Consider the following 13,444-nt stretch of genomic DNA (forward strand, 5'->3'; position numbering starts at 1 on the left):
GAAGATGACAGATGTAACCACACCTCACACCAAAAGCTTCCGGATGCCGTCGATGTCCGTCCTCGGGCCAATCATCGCGCTGATCGTCCTTTTGGTCATCGGCGCGCTGATGAACTCAAACTTCCTGAGTGCGGCGAATATCACCAACGTCCTCGCCCGCTCGGCCTTCATCGGGATCATCGCGGTGGGCATGACCTTTGTCATCACCGCCGGGGGGCTCGACCTCTCTGTCGGGTCGATGGCGGCCTTTATTGCGGGGCTGATGATCTTGGTGATGAACGCCGCCTTGCCAAGCCTCGGTGTCGGCGTGCCGATCATCCTGTTGGGGATGTTCACGGCCATCGTCGCGGGGCTATTGGCTGGCCTGTTGAACGGCTTTTTGATCACCGCCCTTGGCATTGAGGCCTTCATCGTCACGCTCGGGTCCATGGGCATCTACCGCTCGCTGGTGACGTGGCTGGCCGATGGCGGCACCCTGTCGCTCGATTTCGGGCTGCGCAGTTTCTACCGGCCCGTGTATTTCGACGGGATCCTCGGGATCAGTTGGCCGATCATCGTTTTTGCGCTGGCGGTTATCATCGGCGAAATCATCATGTCGCGCACCGTCTATGGCCGCCACTGCGCCGCCACGGGCTCTAACGAACATGTCGCGCATTATTCCAACGTGAACGTCAATCGCACCCGTCTGATCTCTTATGCCGCCTTGGGCATCTTGGTGGGCATCGCGACAATCATGTATGTGCCACGGCTCGGCTCGGCTTCGGCCTCGACCGGGGTGCTGTGGGAGCTGGAAGCCATCGCCGCCGTGATCATTGGCGGCACGGTATTGAAGGGCGGTTTTGGCCGGGTCTGGGGCACCGTCATCGGCGTGCTGATCCTGAGCCTTATCGGCAATATTCTGAACCTTACCGATTTCGTGTCGCCATATCTCAATGGGGCGATCCAAGGGATTATCATCATTCTCGCTGTGATCCTACAGCGCGAAAGGAAGACGGCGCTTTAAGCCGTAGTTGAACGCTTCATGGGAGGAGCAAAAATGACATTTACCAAAACATTCATTGCGACGGCGCTGGCCACGGCTGTCGGTACGGGCGCCTTTGCCCAAGAGACCAAGGTTATCGGCGTCTCGATCCCGGCGGCGACCCACGGCTGGGCGGGGGGCATGAACTTCCACGCCAAGGAGACCGTCGAGCGGCTGGAAGAGGTCTATCCCGATCTCGACTTCGTCCTCGCCACCGCGTCGGACCCCGGCAAACAGGTGAACGACATCGAAGACATGGTCGCCACACGCAACATCGACGCGCTGGTGGTGCTGCCGTTCGAATCCGACCCGCTGACCCCGCCGGTGCAGGCTGTGGCCGATGGCGGCGCATGGGTGACGGTGGTCGACCGTGGCCTCTCGGTCGAGGGGATCCAAGACCTCTATGTTGCGGGTGACAACAGCGGCTTTGGCAAGGTCTCGGGTGAGTTCATGACCCAGCAGATGCCAGATGGTGGCGACATCGTCGTGCTGCGCGGCATCCCCACCACCATCGACAACGAGCGTGTAGAAGGCTTCAACACAGCCATCGAAGGCGCCGGGATCAACGTGCTCGATATGGAGCACGGCAACTGGAACCGCGACGACAGCTTTACCGTGATGCAGGATTTCCTGTCGAAATACCCCAACATCGACGCGGTGTGGGCCTCGGATGATGACATGGCGATTGGCGTTCTGGCCGCGATTGAGGCCGCAGGCCGTGACGATGTGAAATTCGTGCTTGGCGGTGCTGGTATGAAAGAAATGATCAAGCGTACCGCCGATGGCGACGCGATGATCCCGGCCAATGTGACCTATCCGCCGTCGATGATCGCCACCGCGATTGAACTGACCGCCGTGGGCCTCACCTCCAACGCGCCGGTCTCGGGCACTTTCGTCATCGGCTCGGTTCTGGTGACCCAAGAGAACGCGATGGATTTCTACTATCCTGACAGCCCGTTCTAATGAACATCGCCACCGGCAGATTGCCGGTGGCATTTTCCCACCTGTGAAGTAATGAGTACCGCATGACCTATCTCGGCTTGGACCTAGGCACCTCGGGCGTCAAAGCGCTTTTGATCGACGAAGGCCGAAAAGCCTTGGCCGAGGGTCATGCCCCGTTGGAGGTTCAGCGCCCGCACCCGATGTGGAGCGAGCAGGACCCTCAATCATGGATCACCGCCTGCGAGGCCGCGATTGCGCAGGTCCGCGCTGCGGCCCCTGTGCACTTTGCAGCGCTGCGCGGCATTGCCGTGTCGGGCCAGATGCACGGTGCCACGCTATTGGATGCCAACGACCGGCCCCTGCGCCCGGCGATCCTGTGGAACGACGGCCGCGCCCACGCCGAATGCGCGGAGTTGGAAGCGCGCGCCGATTTTCGCGGGCTAGGCGGCAATCTCGTCATGGCAGGTTTCACCGCGCCCAAGTTGCGGTGGGTGCAAAAGCATGAGCCTGAGGTTTTCGCACAGGTCCGCAAAGTTCTGTTGCCCAAGGATTATGTCGGCCTTTGGCTGACGGGTGAACACGTCTCGGAAATGTCCGACGCGGCGGGCACGCTTTGGCTGGATGTGGCCAAACGCGATTGGTCGGATGAATTGCTCGCCGCGACGGACTTGACCCGCGATCACATGCCTCGCTTGGTTGAGGGCAGTGCGCGCGCGGGTGGGCTGCGGGCCGCGCTTGCCGCCGACTGGGGCGTCAGCAACGTCGCCGTTGCGGGGGGCGCGGGCGACAACGCGGCCACCGCCGTCGGGCTGGGGCTGGTGCAACCGGGGCAGGGGTTTTTGTCACTCGGCACGTCGGGCGTGCTTTTCACCGTGACCGACCGTTTCGCCAGCAACACCGAAAGCGCGGTGCATAGTTTCTGCCACGCCGTGCCCGAGACATGGCATCAGATGGGCGTGATCTTATCTGCCACGGATGCTTTGGCATGGCTGGGGCAGATCACGGGACAAAGTCCCGCAGCCTTGGCGGGCATGGTTAGGGATGCGACCGAACCCTCTCCCATCACTTTCCTGCCCTATCTTTCTGGCGAACGCACGCCGCATAACGCGCCTGACGCCACCGGAGCCTTCCACGGGCTGCGCCGGGGGCATGGGCTGCCCGACATGGTGCAGGCCGTGATGGAGGGGGTCGGCTTTGCCTTTGCCGATTGCTGTCGCGCACTGGAGCAAAGTGGCTCCCTGCCAGAGCGTGTTTGCGTGGCGGGCGGGGGCAGCCAGTCAGAGACTTGGTTGCAGATGATCGCCGACATCACCGGGATGACCCTCGACGTGCCGGAAAGCGGTGCGCAGGGGGCGGCGCTTGGCGCGGCACGGCTGGCCATGCTGGGCTGCGGGGAGGCACGCCAGGCCGAGGTGATACACCCTCCAAAGATCCGCAAAAGCATCGCCCCGAACCCCTCGCTTGAAGGGGCCTATGCGCAAAGCTACGCGGCCTACCGACAGGCGTGGACGGGGCGCCAGACGCGCTAACCACCAGATCATAATGATAGACAGAGCAAGGGGCGACCAATGGGCCGCCCCGTCGCCGATCACATCCCCGCAATCACCTTGTCCAAGGTGGCGGGGTAGTCGCGCACCCGCACCCCGGTGGCGTTGTAGATCGCATTGGTGATCGCCGCAGCCGCGCCGCAGATGCCCAACTCACCGATCCCTTTCGCCTGCAGCGGGTTGGCCCAATCGTCCCGCTCTTCCAGCAGATCGACGGTCAACTGCGGCACGTCGGCGTTAACCGGAATGTGGTATTCCGCAAGGTTGTGGTTGGCCACATGCCCGTCGCGCGGGTCAAAGGCCAACTCCTCGGTCAGCGCGATGCCGATGCCAAAGGTCATCCCGCCCAGACATTGCGAGCGCGCCGTCTTGGCATTCAGGATCCGCCCTGCGGCGAAAGTGCCGTGCATCCGCCGCACCCGCGTCTCGCCCGAGGCGGCATGCACCGCGACTTCGGCGAAATAGGCACCGAATGTCGCCTGCCGCACCGCCTCGGAAGTGTCGCCGGGCAGCACATGGCCAAGCTTCGCGATCTCATCGCCGTTCAGGATCTCGCTCAGGCTTCGGGTCTGATTGTCGAATGTGGCCATTCCGTCTTTCAGCGTCAGGTCATTTTCGTCCACTTCCAGCCGCTCGGCCAATTGTTTGCGGATCGCCTCACAGGCCAGATAGACAGAGGTGCCGCTCGACGACGCGCCCCACGACCCGCCAGAGCCAGAGGCCGGAGGTAGGGTGGTATCGCCCAAGACCACATCCACGGCATCTCGCGGCAGGCCCATCATATCGCCCGCGATTTGCCCCAAGATCGCATAGGTGCCGGTGCCGATGTCGGTCATATCCGTCTCGACCCGCAGGCGGCCATCGGGCATCAGCGTCACGCGGGCTTGGCTCTCCATCAGCACGTTGATCCGCGCCGCCGAGGCCATGCCGTATCCGATCAGCCATTCGCCCTCACGCCGTTCCTTGATGCCGGGGCGGTCGGCCCAGCCAAAGGTCTCGGCCCCGCTGTCAAGCGCCTCACGGAAACGACGGGAAGAGAAGTCTTTGCCGCTTTCGGGGTCTTTTTCGGGGATGTTGCGGCGGCGCAGTTCGACCGGGTCCATGCCGATCTTGTCGGCCAGCTCATCCATCGCGCCCTCGAAAACGGTGACCCCCACCGCTTCGCCCGGCGCGCGGACAGAGCCTGCGCAGAGGCGGTGCACCCGTGCCAGATCCATCGACATCTTGCGGTTCGCCCCGGCATAGAGGAAATGCGAGGCTTGCAAAACCGGCTCGGCAAAGGTCTCTCCGGGCAGGTTGGACACGCGCGCGTCATGGCCCAGACCGGTCAACTTCCCCTCGGCATCGGCGGCAAGCCGCACACGCTGCGTGGTCTCTGACCTGCGCATCGTCGCCTCATAGACCTGTGGCCGTTGGAGGGCGACAGAAACCGGGCGGCCCACCTCTTTTGCCGCAATCGCCGCCGCGACCGCCTCGGGCGCGATCCCGAGTTTCGAGCCAAAGCCGCCGCCGACGTAAGGAGACAGGATGCGCAGCCGGTCGGGGTGAATGCCAAGCGCGTCCGACAGCTCATTGCGGTTGTATTTCAGCATCTGATAGCTGCCGCGCAGGGTCAGGTCATCGCCGTCCCACGACGCGATAGAGGCATGCGGCTCCATCGGGGAGCTGGAGTGCGACGGGGTGGTATAGGTCACATCGACCGAAAACGCGGCCTCCTGCATCGCCCCATCCAGATCGCCCTGATCCAGCGTTTTCGCCTCTTGCGGTTCAACCGCCGCCGTTGCGGGATCGACCGGCATGACCTCGCCGTTTTCAAGTTCCACCTTCAGCGACTGCGCCGCATGGCGGGCCTGTTCAAAGCCTTCGGCAACCACCACCGCGATCAACTGCCCTAGATAGGCGGCGTGATCCGGCCCCTGAATCGGGGCTTTGTTCGCGGTGCCTTGGGCGGGATTGCGCAGCAGGCGTTCGTCTTGGATCACGGCCAAGACGCCCGGCATCTTCGCCACGTCATCCCGGTTGGCCAAAACCACGCGGCCACTGTTGCCCGGGGCGCGGACCATCACGCCATGCACCATCCCCTCGACCTGCCATTCGTTGGCATAGGTCGCCGTGCCGGTGACTTTCAGCGGCCCCTCGGGGCGGTCTAGCGGCGCACCGACAAGACCCTGCGCCATTTCATCAAGCCTGCGTGCGGTGGCGGGCGCGTCCATTTTGAATTGCTCGGTCATTGCTGGGCCTCCGCGGTAAGTTCGCTTAGCACCGACACCAGCGTGCGGCGGGCGAGGGGGATTTTGAAATCATTCGCGCCATAGCCTTTGGCCTCGGCCAGCAGCAGATCGGCGGCTTTGTTGAACAGGTCTTCCGATGGCGTTTCACCGGTCAGCAGGTCCTCAACCTCAACATTGCGCCAAGGTTTCGGTGCCAGCCCGCCAAAGGCCAGATCGGCGCGGGTGATCCGCCCGTCCTGCACTTCGACGATCCCGGCCACAGAGACCAGCGCGAAGGCATAAGAGGCCCGATCCCGCACCTTGCGATAGGTCTGTTTGCCCTCCACGGGCGCGGGCAAAACCACTGCGGTGATCAACTCGCCCGCTTCAAGAACGGTCTCTTGATCGGGGCGGTCTTCCGGCAGAAGATAGAGGTCATCCAGCGTCAGGCGGCGGGTGCTCCCGTCTTCTTTCAGCGTTTCCACCTCGGCCCCGAGGGCGCGCATGGCCACGGCCATGTCGCTGGGATGGGTGGCGATGCAATGCTCCGACGTGCCCAGCACGGCGAGGATGCGGTTAAACCCGTCTTTCGCCGAACAGCCCGTGCCCGGCTCACGTTTGTTGCAGGGCATGGCGCGGTCGTAGAAATACAGACACCGCGTGCGTTGCAGCAGGTTGCCCCCCGTCGTCGCCTTGTTGCGCAGCTGCCCGCTGGCCCCGGCCAGCAGCGCGCGGCTCAGCACTGGCCAGCCTTCGCGCACGCGGGCGTCATTGGCCAGATCGCTGTTGGTCACCAAGGCCCCGACGCGCAGCCCGCCGTCGTCGGTCTCTTCGATCTCGGCAAGGTCCAGACGGTTGATGTCGATCAGCGCCTCGGGGGTCATGACCTCTAGTTTCATCAGGTCCAAAAGGTTGGTGCCCCCGGCGATGAAAGTGCCACCGCCCGCCGCTTGGCGCGCTGCGGCTTCTGTGTCTTCGGCGCGGGTATAGTCAAAAGGTCTCATGCGTTTTCTCCCGCGGCTTTGCGGATCGCCTCGACGATATTGGGATAGGCCGAGCAACGGCAGAGGTTGCCGCTCATCCGTTCCGAGATTTCTTCGGCCGTTAGGTCGGCCTTGCCGCTCAGATCATCGGTCACATGGCTGGGCCACCCGTTTGAGATTTCTTCAAGCATCGCGGTGGCCGAGCAGATCTGACCGGGGGTGCAATAGCCGCACTGAAACCCGTCTTCGCTGACAAAAGCCTCTTGCAGCGGGCTGAGGTTGCCGGGCTGGCCGATGCCTTCGATCGTGGTGACCTCATCACCGTCATGCATACAGGCCAGCGTCAGGCAGGCGTTGATCCGGCGTCCGTTCACCATCACCGTGCAGGCGCCGCATTGCCCGTGATCGCAGCCTTTTTTGCTGCCGGTCAGTCCAAGGTGGTGGCGCAGGGCATCCAAAAGCGTTGTGCGGGGATCAAGATCCAGCCGCTGCTCGGTGCCATTAATGGTCAATTTCGTTTCCACGGCAAATTCCTTTGGCTAAATGGAGGCGGAGGGCAAAACCCTCCAGCTATCGGCTGCTTCGGGACGTAGGGCGGCGAAGTTGGGCGGCAAGCGGTTGAGGACGGTGGAAGCGGAAGCCTCGGTCCGCGCGGCTTGTGAATATATAATGATGAATCCAAGTGGGTAATCTGCCGATAGGGCACTTTCCATTTTAGATCGCATCATTGGATGCTTCCTTTATGCAGATCAGGAGGATGTGATGAGAAGACCCTACCGAAAACTGAACTTGGACGAACGCAAAATCTTAGTGACGATGCTTCAGGCGAAAGCCACAAAGACCAAGATCGCTGAAACGCTTGGTCGAGACCGCTCAACGATCATCCGTTGGTCGCCAGAGCAGATCGCCGGACGGCTGAAGATCGAACCGCGCGCGACGTACCGGATTTGCCATGGGACGATCCATCAGAGCGTCAGAGGAAGAGGAAACCGCGCTACGCCCGCAACACGTCGTCTCATCCTGGTGCGCTTTCGTTCGAGTTTGTGACCCTCCAGTGTCGTGCAATCGCATATCCGATGAAAGAATAGGCGCATGGCCATAAAACCGGTCATCCAGCCAATCTGCCCATGGAAATCGCACTCCATATCGCTCGATTGATTGCTGCAGTGCAGTATCGTGGGGCATCACGAAAACGAGCATCTCCCAACCCTTCGCAGTTTGTCCCTCGCGCGGTGGCACAGCGCCAAACTGGAACATACGAGTGAATTGACATGGATTTATCAGCGCAAATGCTGATCTTCGCCACCGTGGTCGAGCGAGGGAGCATTTCCGCGGCGGCGCGGTCCATGGGTCAAACCCCATCCGCAGTCAGCAAGCAGATCAGTCTTTTGGAGGATCACGCGCACTTTCGTCTGCTCAACCGCACGCGGACTGGCGTTTTGCCGACCCCGGAAGGTCAGGAATTCTATCTCAAATGTCAGGCCATGGCAGAGAAGTTCAAGGACGCTGAAGCGCATATATCTAACCTTGATGATGTGCCACGCGGCAAATTGCGGATCGCCTCGACGGTGGCTTTTGGCAAATCACAGTTGATCCCGGCCTTGCCTGTGTTTCTGGAGATGAACCCAGAGATTAAGGTATCTCTTGAACTAACGGATCGCGAGATTGACCTGCAGACAGAGGGTTTCGACGCGGCGGTAAGTTTTGCCGAGCAGCATAAGAACCCCGATGTCGTCGTGCGCCGGATAATGCATAGCCACCGCGTTCTCTGCGCGGCGCCGCACTACATCGAGCGACGCGGGACACCAACCAGCTTCGCCGATCTGTCAGAGCACAACTGCCTGAGGATCGCCGGAAATAGCCGTCGGAACGCATGGAGCGATGTCGAGGCGGGTGAGGCGCAGCCGTTCGACGCGGATGGGGATTTCGAAGGCAACAGTACAGATGTGATCTTTCACGCCGCCCTTGCTGGCATCGGTATCGCGCGGCTGCCAAGCTATCTGGTGGACGCGAAACTGCAGTCGGGTGAGTTGCTGCGGATCTTGCCCGGTTATGCGCCTGCCAGCACCGATATCGTCGTGCAGTTCGCGGGGCGGCGAAATCTCCCCCCGAAGACCCGCGCCTTCATTGATTTCTTGGTGTCGGAGTTTCGCCCCGATACAGCGCCTCCAGTTCAGAAGGTGGCGGGGCACCCATGACCAAGACCCTAAGCATCGTTGTTGTCGAAGAAGATCAAGAGCGCGCGATTGCGATCGTGGACGCGCTGAAAGAGGCCTGCGTTTGTGACGTTTTCGTTGTCGGCAATTCCAGTGGCCTCGCCCGCAAGATCGCCGCCCATGTGCCCGATATTGTGCTGATCGACGCAGGCAACCCGACACGCGACGTGATGGAGGAACTGACGCTGGCCTCTGGCCCGTTGGAGCGTCCTGTGGCGATGTTCGTATCGGGTGCGGCTGGCGGGCTGGCACAGGCGGCGATTGAGGCGGGGCTTTCGGCCTATGTTGTCGATGGGCTCGCGCCGGGCCGACTAAAGCCGGTGATGGACACTGCGATTGCGCGTTTTGCGATGGTACGCCAGATGCGCAGTGAATTGGCCGAGACACGCCGCGCCTTGGAAGAACGCAAGGTGATAGACCGTGCAAAGGGGCTGTTGATGAAGGCCAAGGGTCTTGATGAGGAAGCCGCTTATGCCCTGCTGCGGAAGGCCGCGATGGACCAAGGGCGGCGGGTGGCTGACGTGGCCGAAGCACTGGTGACCGCGTCGGGGCTGCTCGGATGAAGACGACGACTATCCCTGTTGCTTACGTCCCCTTGGTGGATGCCGCGCCCTTGATCGTGGCGCATGAGTTGGGCTTTGCCGAAGCTGAGGGCATTGCGCTGGACCTGACCGCCGCGCCGTCGTGGTCGTCACTCCGAGACATGTTGGCCTTTGGCCGTGTCGACGCTGCGCATATGCTGTCGCCGCTGCCGGTTGCAATGGCGATGGGGTTGGGCGGGGTCGCGACCGCACTGTCGGCGGTGTCGATCCTGTCGGTCAACGGCACTGTCATAGGGGTTGGCAAACCGCTCGAAGACCGGCTGCGCGCTTTGGGCTATGACTTCGACTTTGTTGATCCTTTCAAGGCGGCAGAAGCACTTGCACAGGTCCGCCACGGACCGATCGTATTTGGGGTGCCATTCCCGTTTTCGATGCATGTCGAACTGTTGCGCTACTGGAGCCGGGCATCAGCACTCGGACCGGACGGGATCGTAATCCGCACCGTGCCGCCTGCGCTTATGGCAAGCGCACTGGCAGCGGGGGAGGTGGACGCCTTTTGCGTAGGCGAGCCTTGGGGGTCGGTTGCGGTTGAACGTGGCGTCGGTGCATTGCTCCTGCCGGGCAAGGCGATCTGGAGTTTTGCACCTGAAAAGGTTTTGGCCGTGCGCACCAACTGGGCAGAGGCCGAGCCTGATCTGCTTGCCCGTCTGTTGCGCGCGACATGGAAGGCGGGCCGGTGGTTGGCCGACCCGAATGTTCATGCGGCCGCCAGCGATCTGTTGTCGCGCAAAGCCTATCTGGATGTGCCCTCTGAACTTATTAACCGAGCCTTGTCGGGGCATTTGATCGTCTCGCCCCGCGGGGCGCACCGCCAGATTGATGGATTTCTCGAGTTTCACCGTGGCGCTGCTACCTTTCCGTGGCGCAGCCAATCACGGTGGATCGCGCAACATTTGTGTCAGTCGTACGGCAGTGGCAATCCCACTGCGGATACGATTGCGAATGTGTTCCGCTCAGATCTACATCGTTTGCATCTTAGCATGCTGGACCCTGATTTGCCCGGCGCATCGGAAAAGGTCGAAGGGGCGATTCCACGCGCTACGCCGGTGGCTTCAGCTGGGGGGCGGCTGACGTTGTTGCCGAATGAGTTTTTCGACGGCCAAATTTTCGATCCTTCCGCGCTGTAGGCGACTATTTTTTGCGCAACGGCAAAACGCCTCCGACTTTTTTGCTGCATAATGACATCATAGGGTTGAGAACGCGCTGCATTGCGGCATGATCGAAGGTGCATCCACAATGGCGTGGCTTGCACCGAATTCCTCCCGATGACTGGGATACGTTGAGCAGGGCCGCTCGCTTTCCATCGTTTGCAACGATGGTTAGTGAGCGGCCTTTTTTATTTGCCCGATCCACCTCCGCCCGGCGCGGACGCCCTCAAAAGGACCAACCATGAAACACCTTATCCTTGGCCTTGCGGCCTCGACCGTGATGACCAGCGCCGCTTTCGCTGAACTGCTTGACCTTGAAAAGGACGTGCTGACCTTCGGTTTTATCAAGCTGACAGACATGGCCCCGCTCGCCATTGCCTATGAGCAGGGCTACTTCCTTGATGAGGGGCTTTTTGTCACCCTCGAAGCCCAGGCCAACTGGAAAGTGCTGTTGGATGGGGTGATCGACGGCCAGTTGGACGGCGCGCATATGCTGGCCGGGCAGCCCTTGGCGGCGACCATTGGCTACGGGACTGAGGCGCATATCATCACGCCCTTTTCGATGGACCTGAACGGCAACGGGATCACCGTCTCCAACGAGGTTTGGGAAAAGATGCTGCCCAACATTCCCAAGATGGCCGATGGACGGCCCGAGCATCCGATTTCAGCCGAGGCGCTGGTGCCGGTGATCGAAGAGTTCAATGCCAATGGCGAGGCCTTCAACATGGGGATGGTGTTCCCTGTCTCGACCCATAACTACGAGCTGCGCTATTGGCTCGCGGCAGGCGGGATCAACCCCGGATACTACAGCCCCGATAACATCTCGGGCCAGATCGGGGCGGATGTCTTTTTGTCGGTGACGCCGCCGCCGCAGATGCCTGCCACGTTGGAAGCCGGGACGATCCACGGTTATTGCGTGGGCGAACCTTGGAACCAGCAGGCGGTGTTCAAAGGCATCGGCGTGCCGGTCATCACCGACTATCAACTGTGGAAGAACAACCCCGAAAAGGTATTCGGCATCACCGATGCTTTCGCTGAGGAGAACCCCAACACCACCAAGGCGGTTGTCCGGGCGCTCATTCGCGCGGCCATGTGGCTGGATGAAAACAATAATGCCAACCGCCCCGAAGCCGTCGAGATACTCAGCCGCCCTGAATATGTCGGCGCCGATTACGAGGTGATTGCCAATTCAATGACCGGCTTTTTCGAGTTCGAGAAAGGCGACAAACGCGACATCCCCGATTTCAACGTCTTCTTCCGGCATAACGCGACCTACCCCTATTATTCGGACGCGATTTGGTACCTGACCCAGATGCGCCGCTGGGGTCAGATTGCTGAGCCAAAATCCGACGCATGGTTCAAGGACGTTGCCGCCAGCGTCTACCGCCCGGAGATCTATCTGGAGGCCGCCCGGTCGCTGGTCGACGACGGCTTGGCGAAGGAGGAAGACTTCCCCTGGGAGGCCAACGGCTTCAAAGCACCGACACCTGCGGCTGACATCATCGACGGCATTCCCTTCGATGGTCGCGCCCCCAACGCCTACCTCGACAGTCTGCCAATCGGGCTGAAAGGCGATCAAACCGTGGTCGGCGACGAAGTTCAGGGCTGAGGCCCGGCGGCACTGGCGCGCCGTCTCGCCCGTGCCTTTCCCATTCCTGCAGGAGACAGTTCGATGAGCACCGCAGACCCGAATTTTACCGCTGATCCGGCACGCACGGCGCGCCGCGAAAGGCGCTTCACCCGGATCAACACCGCCGATAAGTGGTTTCAGGTTATTGGGCTGGCATGGCTGACCCCGATCCTGAAAGCCGTCGCTGGTGATAACCCTAAGGCGCAAGTTGCCGAGATCTGGCGTCTGTTGGGGGTGCCATTGCTTGCGATTGTCGGGTTCCTTGCGCTTTGGGCGGCATTGGCCCCGACAGTGCAAACCTCGCTCGGCGCGATCCCCGGCCCGGCACAGGTATGGTCTGAGGCGGTCACCCTGCATGAGGACGCGCAGGCCAAGGCCGAGAGCCGTGCCAAATTCGAAGCGCAGGTCGCGGTTTTGAATGAACGCCGCGTCGAACAGGGCATGCCCTCTGTTGAGCGCGCCTATACCGGTGCGCCGACGTATTACCAACAAATCTGGACCTCAATTCAAACCGTATTCTTCGGCTTTCTGATCGCGAGTGCGGTGGCAATCCCGCTTGGGATCGCGGCGGGCCTCTCACCCACGGCCAACGCCGCGTTGAACCCGATCATTCAGATTTTCAAACCGGTCTCCCCGCTGGCTTGGCTGCCGATCGTGACGATGGTGGTCTCCGCCGTTGCGGCCTCGAATGATGGTCTGCTGTCCAAATCCTTCTTGGTCTCGGCCATTACCGTGACGCTTTGCTCGCTTTGGCCGACGCTGATCAACACTGCACTGGGCGTGGCGAGCATCGACAAGGATCTGGTGAATGTCTCGAAGGTGCTGAAGATGAACACCTGGACCAAGATCACCAAACTGGTCCTGCCCTCCGCCCTGCCGCTGATCTTTACCGGGCTGCGGCTGTCGCTCGGGGTGGGCTGGATGGTCCTGATCGCTGCGGAAATGCTGGCGCAGAATCCGGGACTTGGCAAATTCGTCTGGGACGAGTTTCAGAACGGGTCTTCCAGTTCGCTCGCCCGGATCATGGTCGCTGTGCTGACCATCGGCATCATCGGTTTCCTGCTGGACCGGGTGATGTACGCCCTGCAGTCGCTCTTTACCTTCACGAACAACCGCTGAGCTGTGCTGCGGCGATAGCGGAAAGG

12 protein-coding genes are annotated in these 13,444 nt (G+C 61.4%); 9 read left to right on the forward strand and 3 right to left on the reverse strand.

What is annotated here, in order from left to right; genetic code table 11:
• Positions 1-4 precede the first annotated feature (4 nt).
• From T8A63_RS18470 to xylB, 3 genes are all read left to right on the forward strand, one after another.
• Positions 5-1,003: an ABC transporter permease gene (locus T8A63_RS18470; protein WP_322346080.1), complete on the forward strand. Its 999-nt coding sequence runs from the start codon at positions 5-7 to the stop codon at positions 1,001-1,003.
• A gap of 33 nt (positions 1,004-1,036) precedes the next feature.
• The gene (locus tag T8A63_RS18475) at positions 1,037-1,984 is read left to right on the forward strand and encodes an ABC transporter substrate-binding protein (RefSeq protein WP_322346081.1); all 948 of its coding nucleotides are present in this window, start codon (positions 1,037-1,039) and stop codon (positions 1,982-1,984) included.
• Positions 1,985-2,046: 62 nt separating this feature from the next.
• Complete coding sequence (gene xylB / locus T8A63_RS18480) at positions 2,047-3,492, forward strand: xylulokinase (protein WP_322346083.1); 1,446 nt, start codon at positions 2,047-2,049, stop codon at positions 3,490-3,492.
• Positions 3,493-3,551: 59 nt separating this feature from the next.
• Here the strand turns inward: xylB and T8A63_RS18485 are convergent, their stop codons facing one another.
• From T8A63_RS18485 to T8A63_RS18495, 3 genes are read right to left on the reverse strand one after another with little or no spacing between them, the layout of a single operon-like run.
• Positions 3,552-5,741 carry a xanthine dehydrogenase family protein molybdopterin-binding subunit gene (locus T8A63_RS18485; RefSeq protein ID WP_322346084.1) on the reverse strand — a complete coding sequence of 730 codons (2,190 nt, stop codon included), beginning with the start codon at positions 5,739-5,741 and terminating at the stop codon, positions 3,552-3,554.
• Complete coding sequence (locus T8A63_RS18490) at positions 5,738-6,724, reverse strand: xanthine dehydrogenase family protein subunit M (protein WP_322345831.1); 987 nt, start codon at positions 6,722-6,724, stop codon at positions 5,738-5,740. Before T8A63_RS18490 ends, T8A63_RS18485 begins: the two co-directional genes overlap by 4 nt.
• Positions 6,721-7,227, reverse strand: a complete 507-nt coding sequence (locus T8A63_RS18495; protein ID WP_120352391.1) for a 2Fe-2S iron-sulfur cluster-binding protein — start codon at positions 7,225-7,227, stop codon at positions 6,721-6,723. Before T8A63_RS18495 ends, T8A63_RS18490 begins: the two co-directional genes overlap by 4 nt.
• Before the next feature lie 238 nt (positions 7,228-7,465).
• Here T8A63_RS18495 and T8A63_RS18500 point away from each other — a divergent pair, with 238 nt between their 5' ends.
• The 6 genes from T8A63_RS18500 (at position 7,466) to T8A63_RS18525 (ending at position 13,418) form a co-directional block, all read left to right on the forward strand.
• A complete protein-coding gene (locus tag T8A63_RS18500) occupies positions 7,466-7,750 on the forward strand; it encodes a helix-turn-helix domain-containing protein (protein ID WP_322345834.1) in 285 nt (94 codons plus the stop codon).
• Positions 7,751-7,974: 224 nt separating this feature from the next.
• Complete coding sequence (locus T8A63_RS18505) at positions 7,975-8,901, forward strand: LysR family transcriptional regulator (RefSeq protein WP_322345836.1); 927 nt, start codon at positions 7,975-7,977, stop codon at positions 8,899-8,901.
• Positions 8,898-9,482: an ANTAR domain-containing response regulator gene (locus tag T8A63_RS18510; RefSeq protein ID WP_120352694.1), complete on the forward strand. Its 585-nt coding sequence runs from the start codon at positions 8,898-8,900 to the stop codon at positions 9,480-9,482. The genes T8A63_RS18505 and T8A63_RS18510 overlap by 4 nt, the downstream gene beginning before the upstream one ends.
• Positions 9,479-10,648: an ABC transporter substrate-binding protein gene (locus T8A63_RS18515; RefSeq protein ID WP_322345838.1), complete on the forward strand. Its 1,170-nt coding sequence runs from the start codon at positions 9,479-9,481 to the stop codon at positions 10,646-10,648. The genes T8A63_RS18510 and T8A63_RS18515 overlap by 4 nt, the downstream gene beginning before the upstream one ends.
• A 262-nt stretch (positions 10,649-10,910) precedes the next feature.
• A complete protein-coding gene (locus T8A63_RS18520) occupies positions 10,911-12,278 on the forward strand; it encodes a CmpA/NrtA family ABC transporter substrate-binding protein (RefSeq protein ID WP_322345840.1) in 1,368 nt (455 codons plus the stop codon).
• A 63-nt stretch (positions 12,279-12,341) separates the two neighbouring features.
• Positions 12,342-13,418, forward strand: coding sequence for an ABC transporter permease (locus T8A63_RS18525; protein ID WP_322345841.1), 1,077 nt, complete (start codon positions 12,342-12,344; stop codon positions 13,416-13,418).
• Positions 13,419-13,444 lie beyond the last annotated feature (26 nt).

Origin of the sequence: Sulfitobacter sp. OXR-159 (assembly GCF_034377145.1) — a bacterium.
In the GTDB taxonomy this organism is placed as follows: Bacteria; Pseudomonadota; Alphaproteobacteria; order Rhodobacterales; family Rhodobacteraceae; genus Sulfitobacter.

What these genes read in the sequence shown, in the direction of transcription:
- T8A63_RS18485 (WP_322346084.1), bottom strand. Translation starts at nt 5,741, where the DNA reads ATGACCGAGCAATTCAAAATGGACGCGCCCGCCACCGCACGCAGGCTT.
- T8A63_RS18475 (WP_322346081.1), top strand. Translation starts at nt 1,037, where the DNA reads ATGACATTTACCAAAACATTCATTGCGACGGCGCTGGCCACGGCTGTC.
- T8A63_RS18490 (WP_322345831.1), bottom strand. Translation starts at nt 6,724, where the DNA reads ATGAGACCTTTTGACTATACCCGCGCCGAAGACACAGAAGCCGCAGCG.
- xylB (WP_322346083.1), top strand. Translation starts at nt 2,047, where the DNA reads ATGACCTATCTCGGCTTGGACCTAGGCACCTCGGGCGTCAAAGCGCTT.
- T8A63_RS18500 (WP_322345834.1), top strand. Translation starts at nt 7,466, where the DNA reads ATGAGAAGACCCTACCGAAAACTGAACTTGGACGAACGCAAAATCTTA.
- T8A63_RS18470 (WP_322346080.1), top strand. Translation starts at nt 5, where the DNA reads ATGACAGATGTAACCACACCTCACACCAAAAGCTTCCGGATGCCGTCG.
- T8A63_RS18505 (WP_322345836.1), top strand. Translation starts at nt 7,975, where the DNA reads ATGGATTTATCAGCGCAAATGCTGATCTTCGCCACCGTGGTCGAGCGA.
- T8A63_RS18525 (WP_322345841.1), top strand. Translation starts at nt 12,342, where the DNA reads ATGAGCACCGCAGACCCGAATTTTACCGCTGATCCGGCACGCACGGCG.
- T8A63_RS18510 (WP_120352694.1), top strand. Translation starts at nt 8,898, where the DNA reads ATGACCAAGACCCTAAGCATCGTTGTTGTCGAAGAAGATCAAGAGCGC.
- T8A63_RS18515 (WP_322345838.1), top strand. Translation starts at nt 9,479, where the DNA reads ATGAAGACGACGACTATCCCTGTTGCTTACGTCCCCTTGGTGGATGCC.
- T8A63_RS18520 (WP_322345840.1), top strand. Translation starts at nt 10,911, where the DNA reads ATGAAACACCTTATCCTTGGCCTTGCGGCCTCGACCGTGATGACCAGC.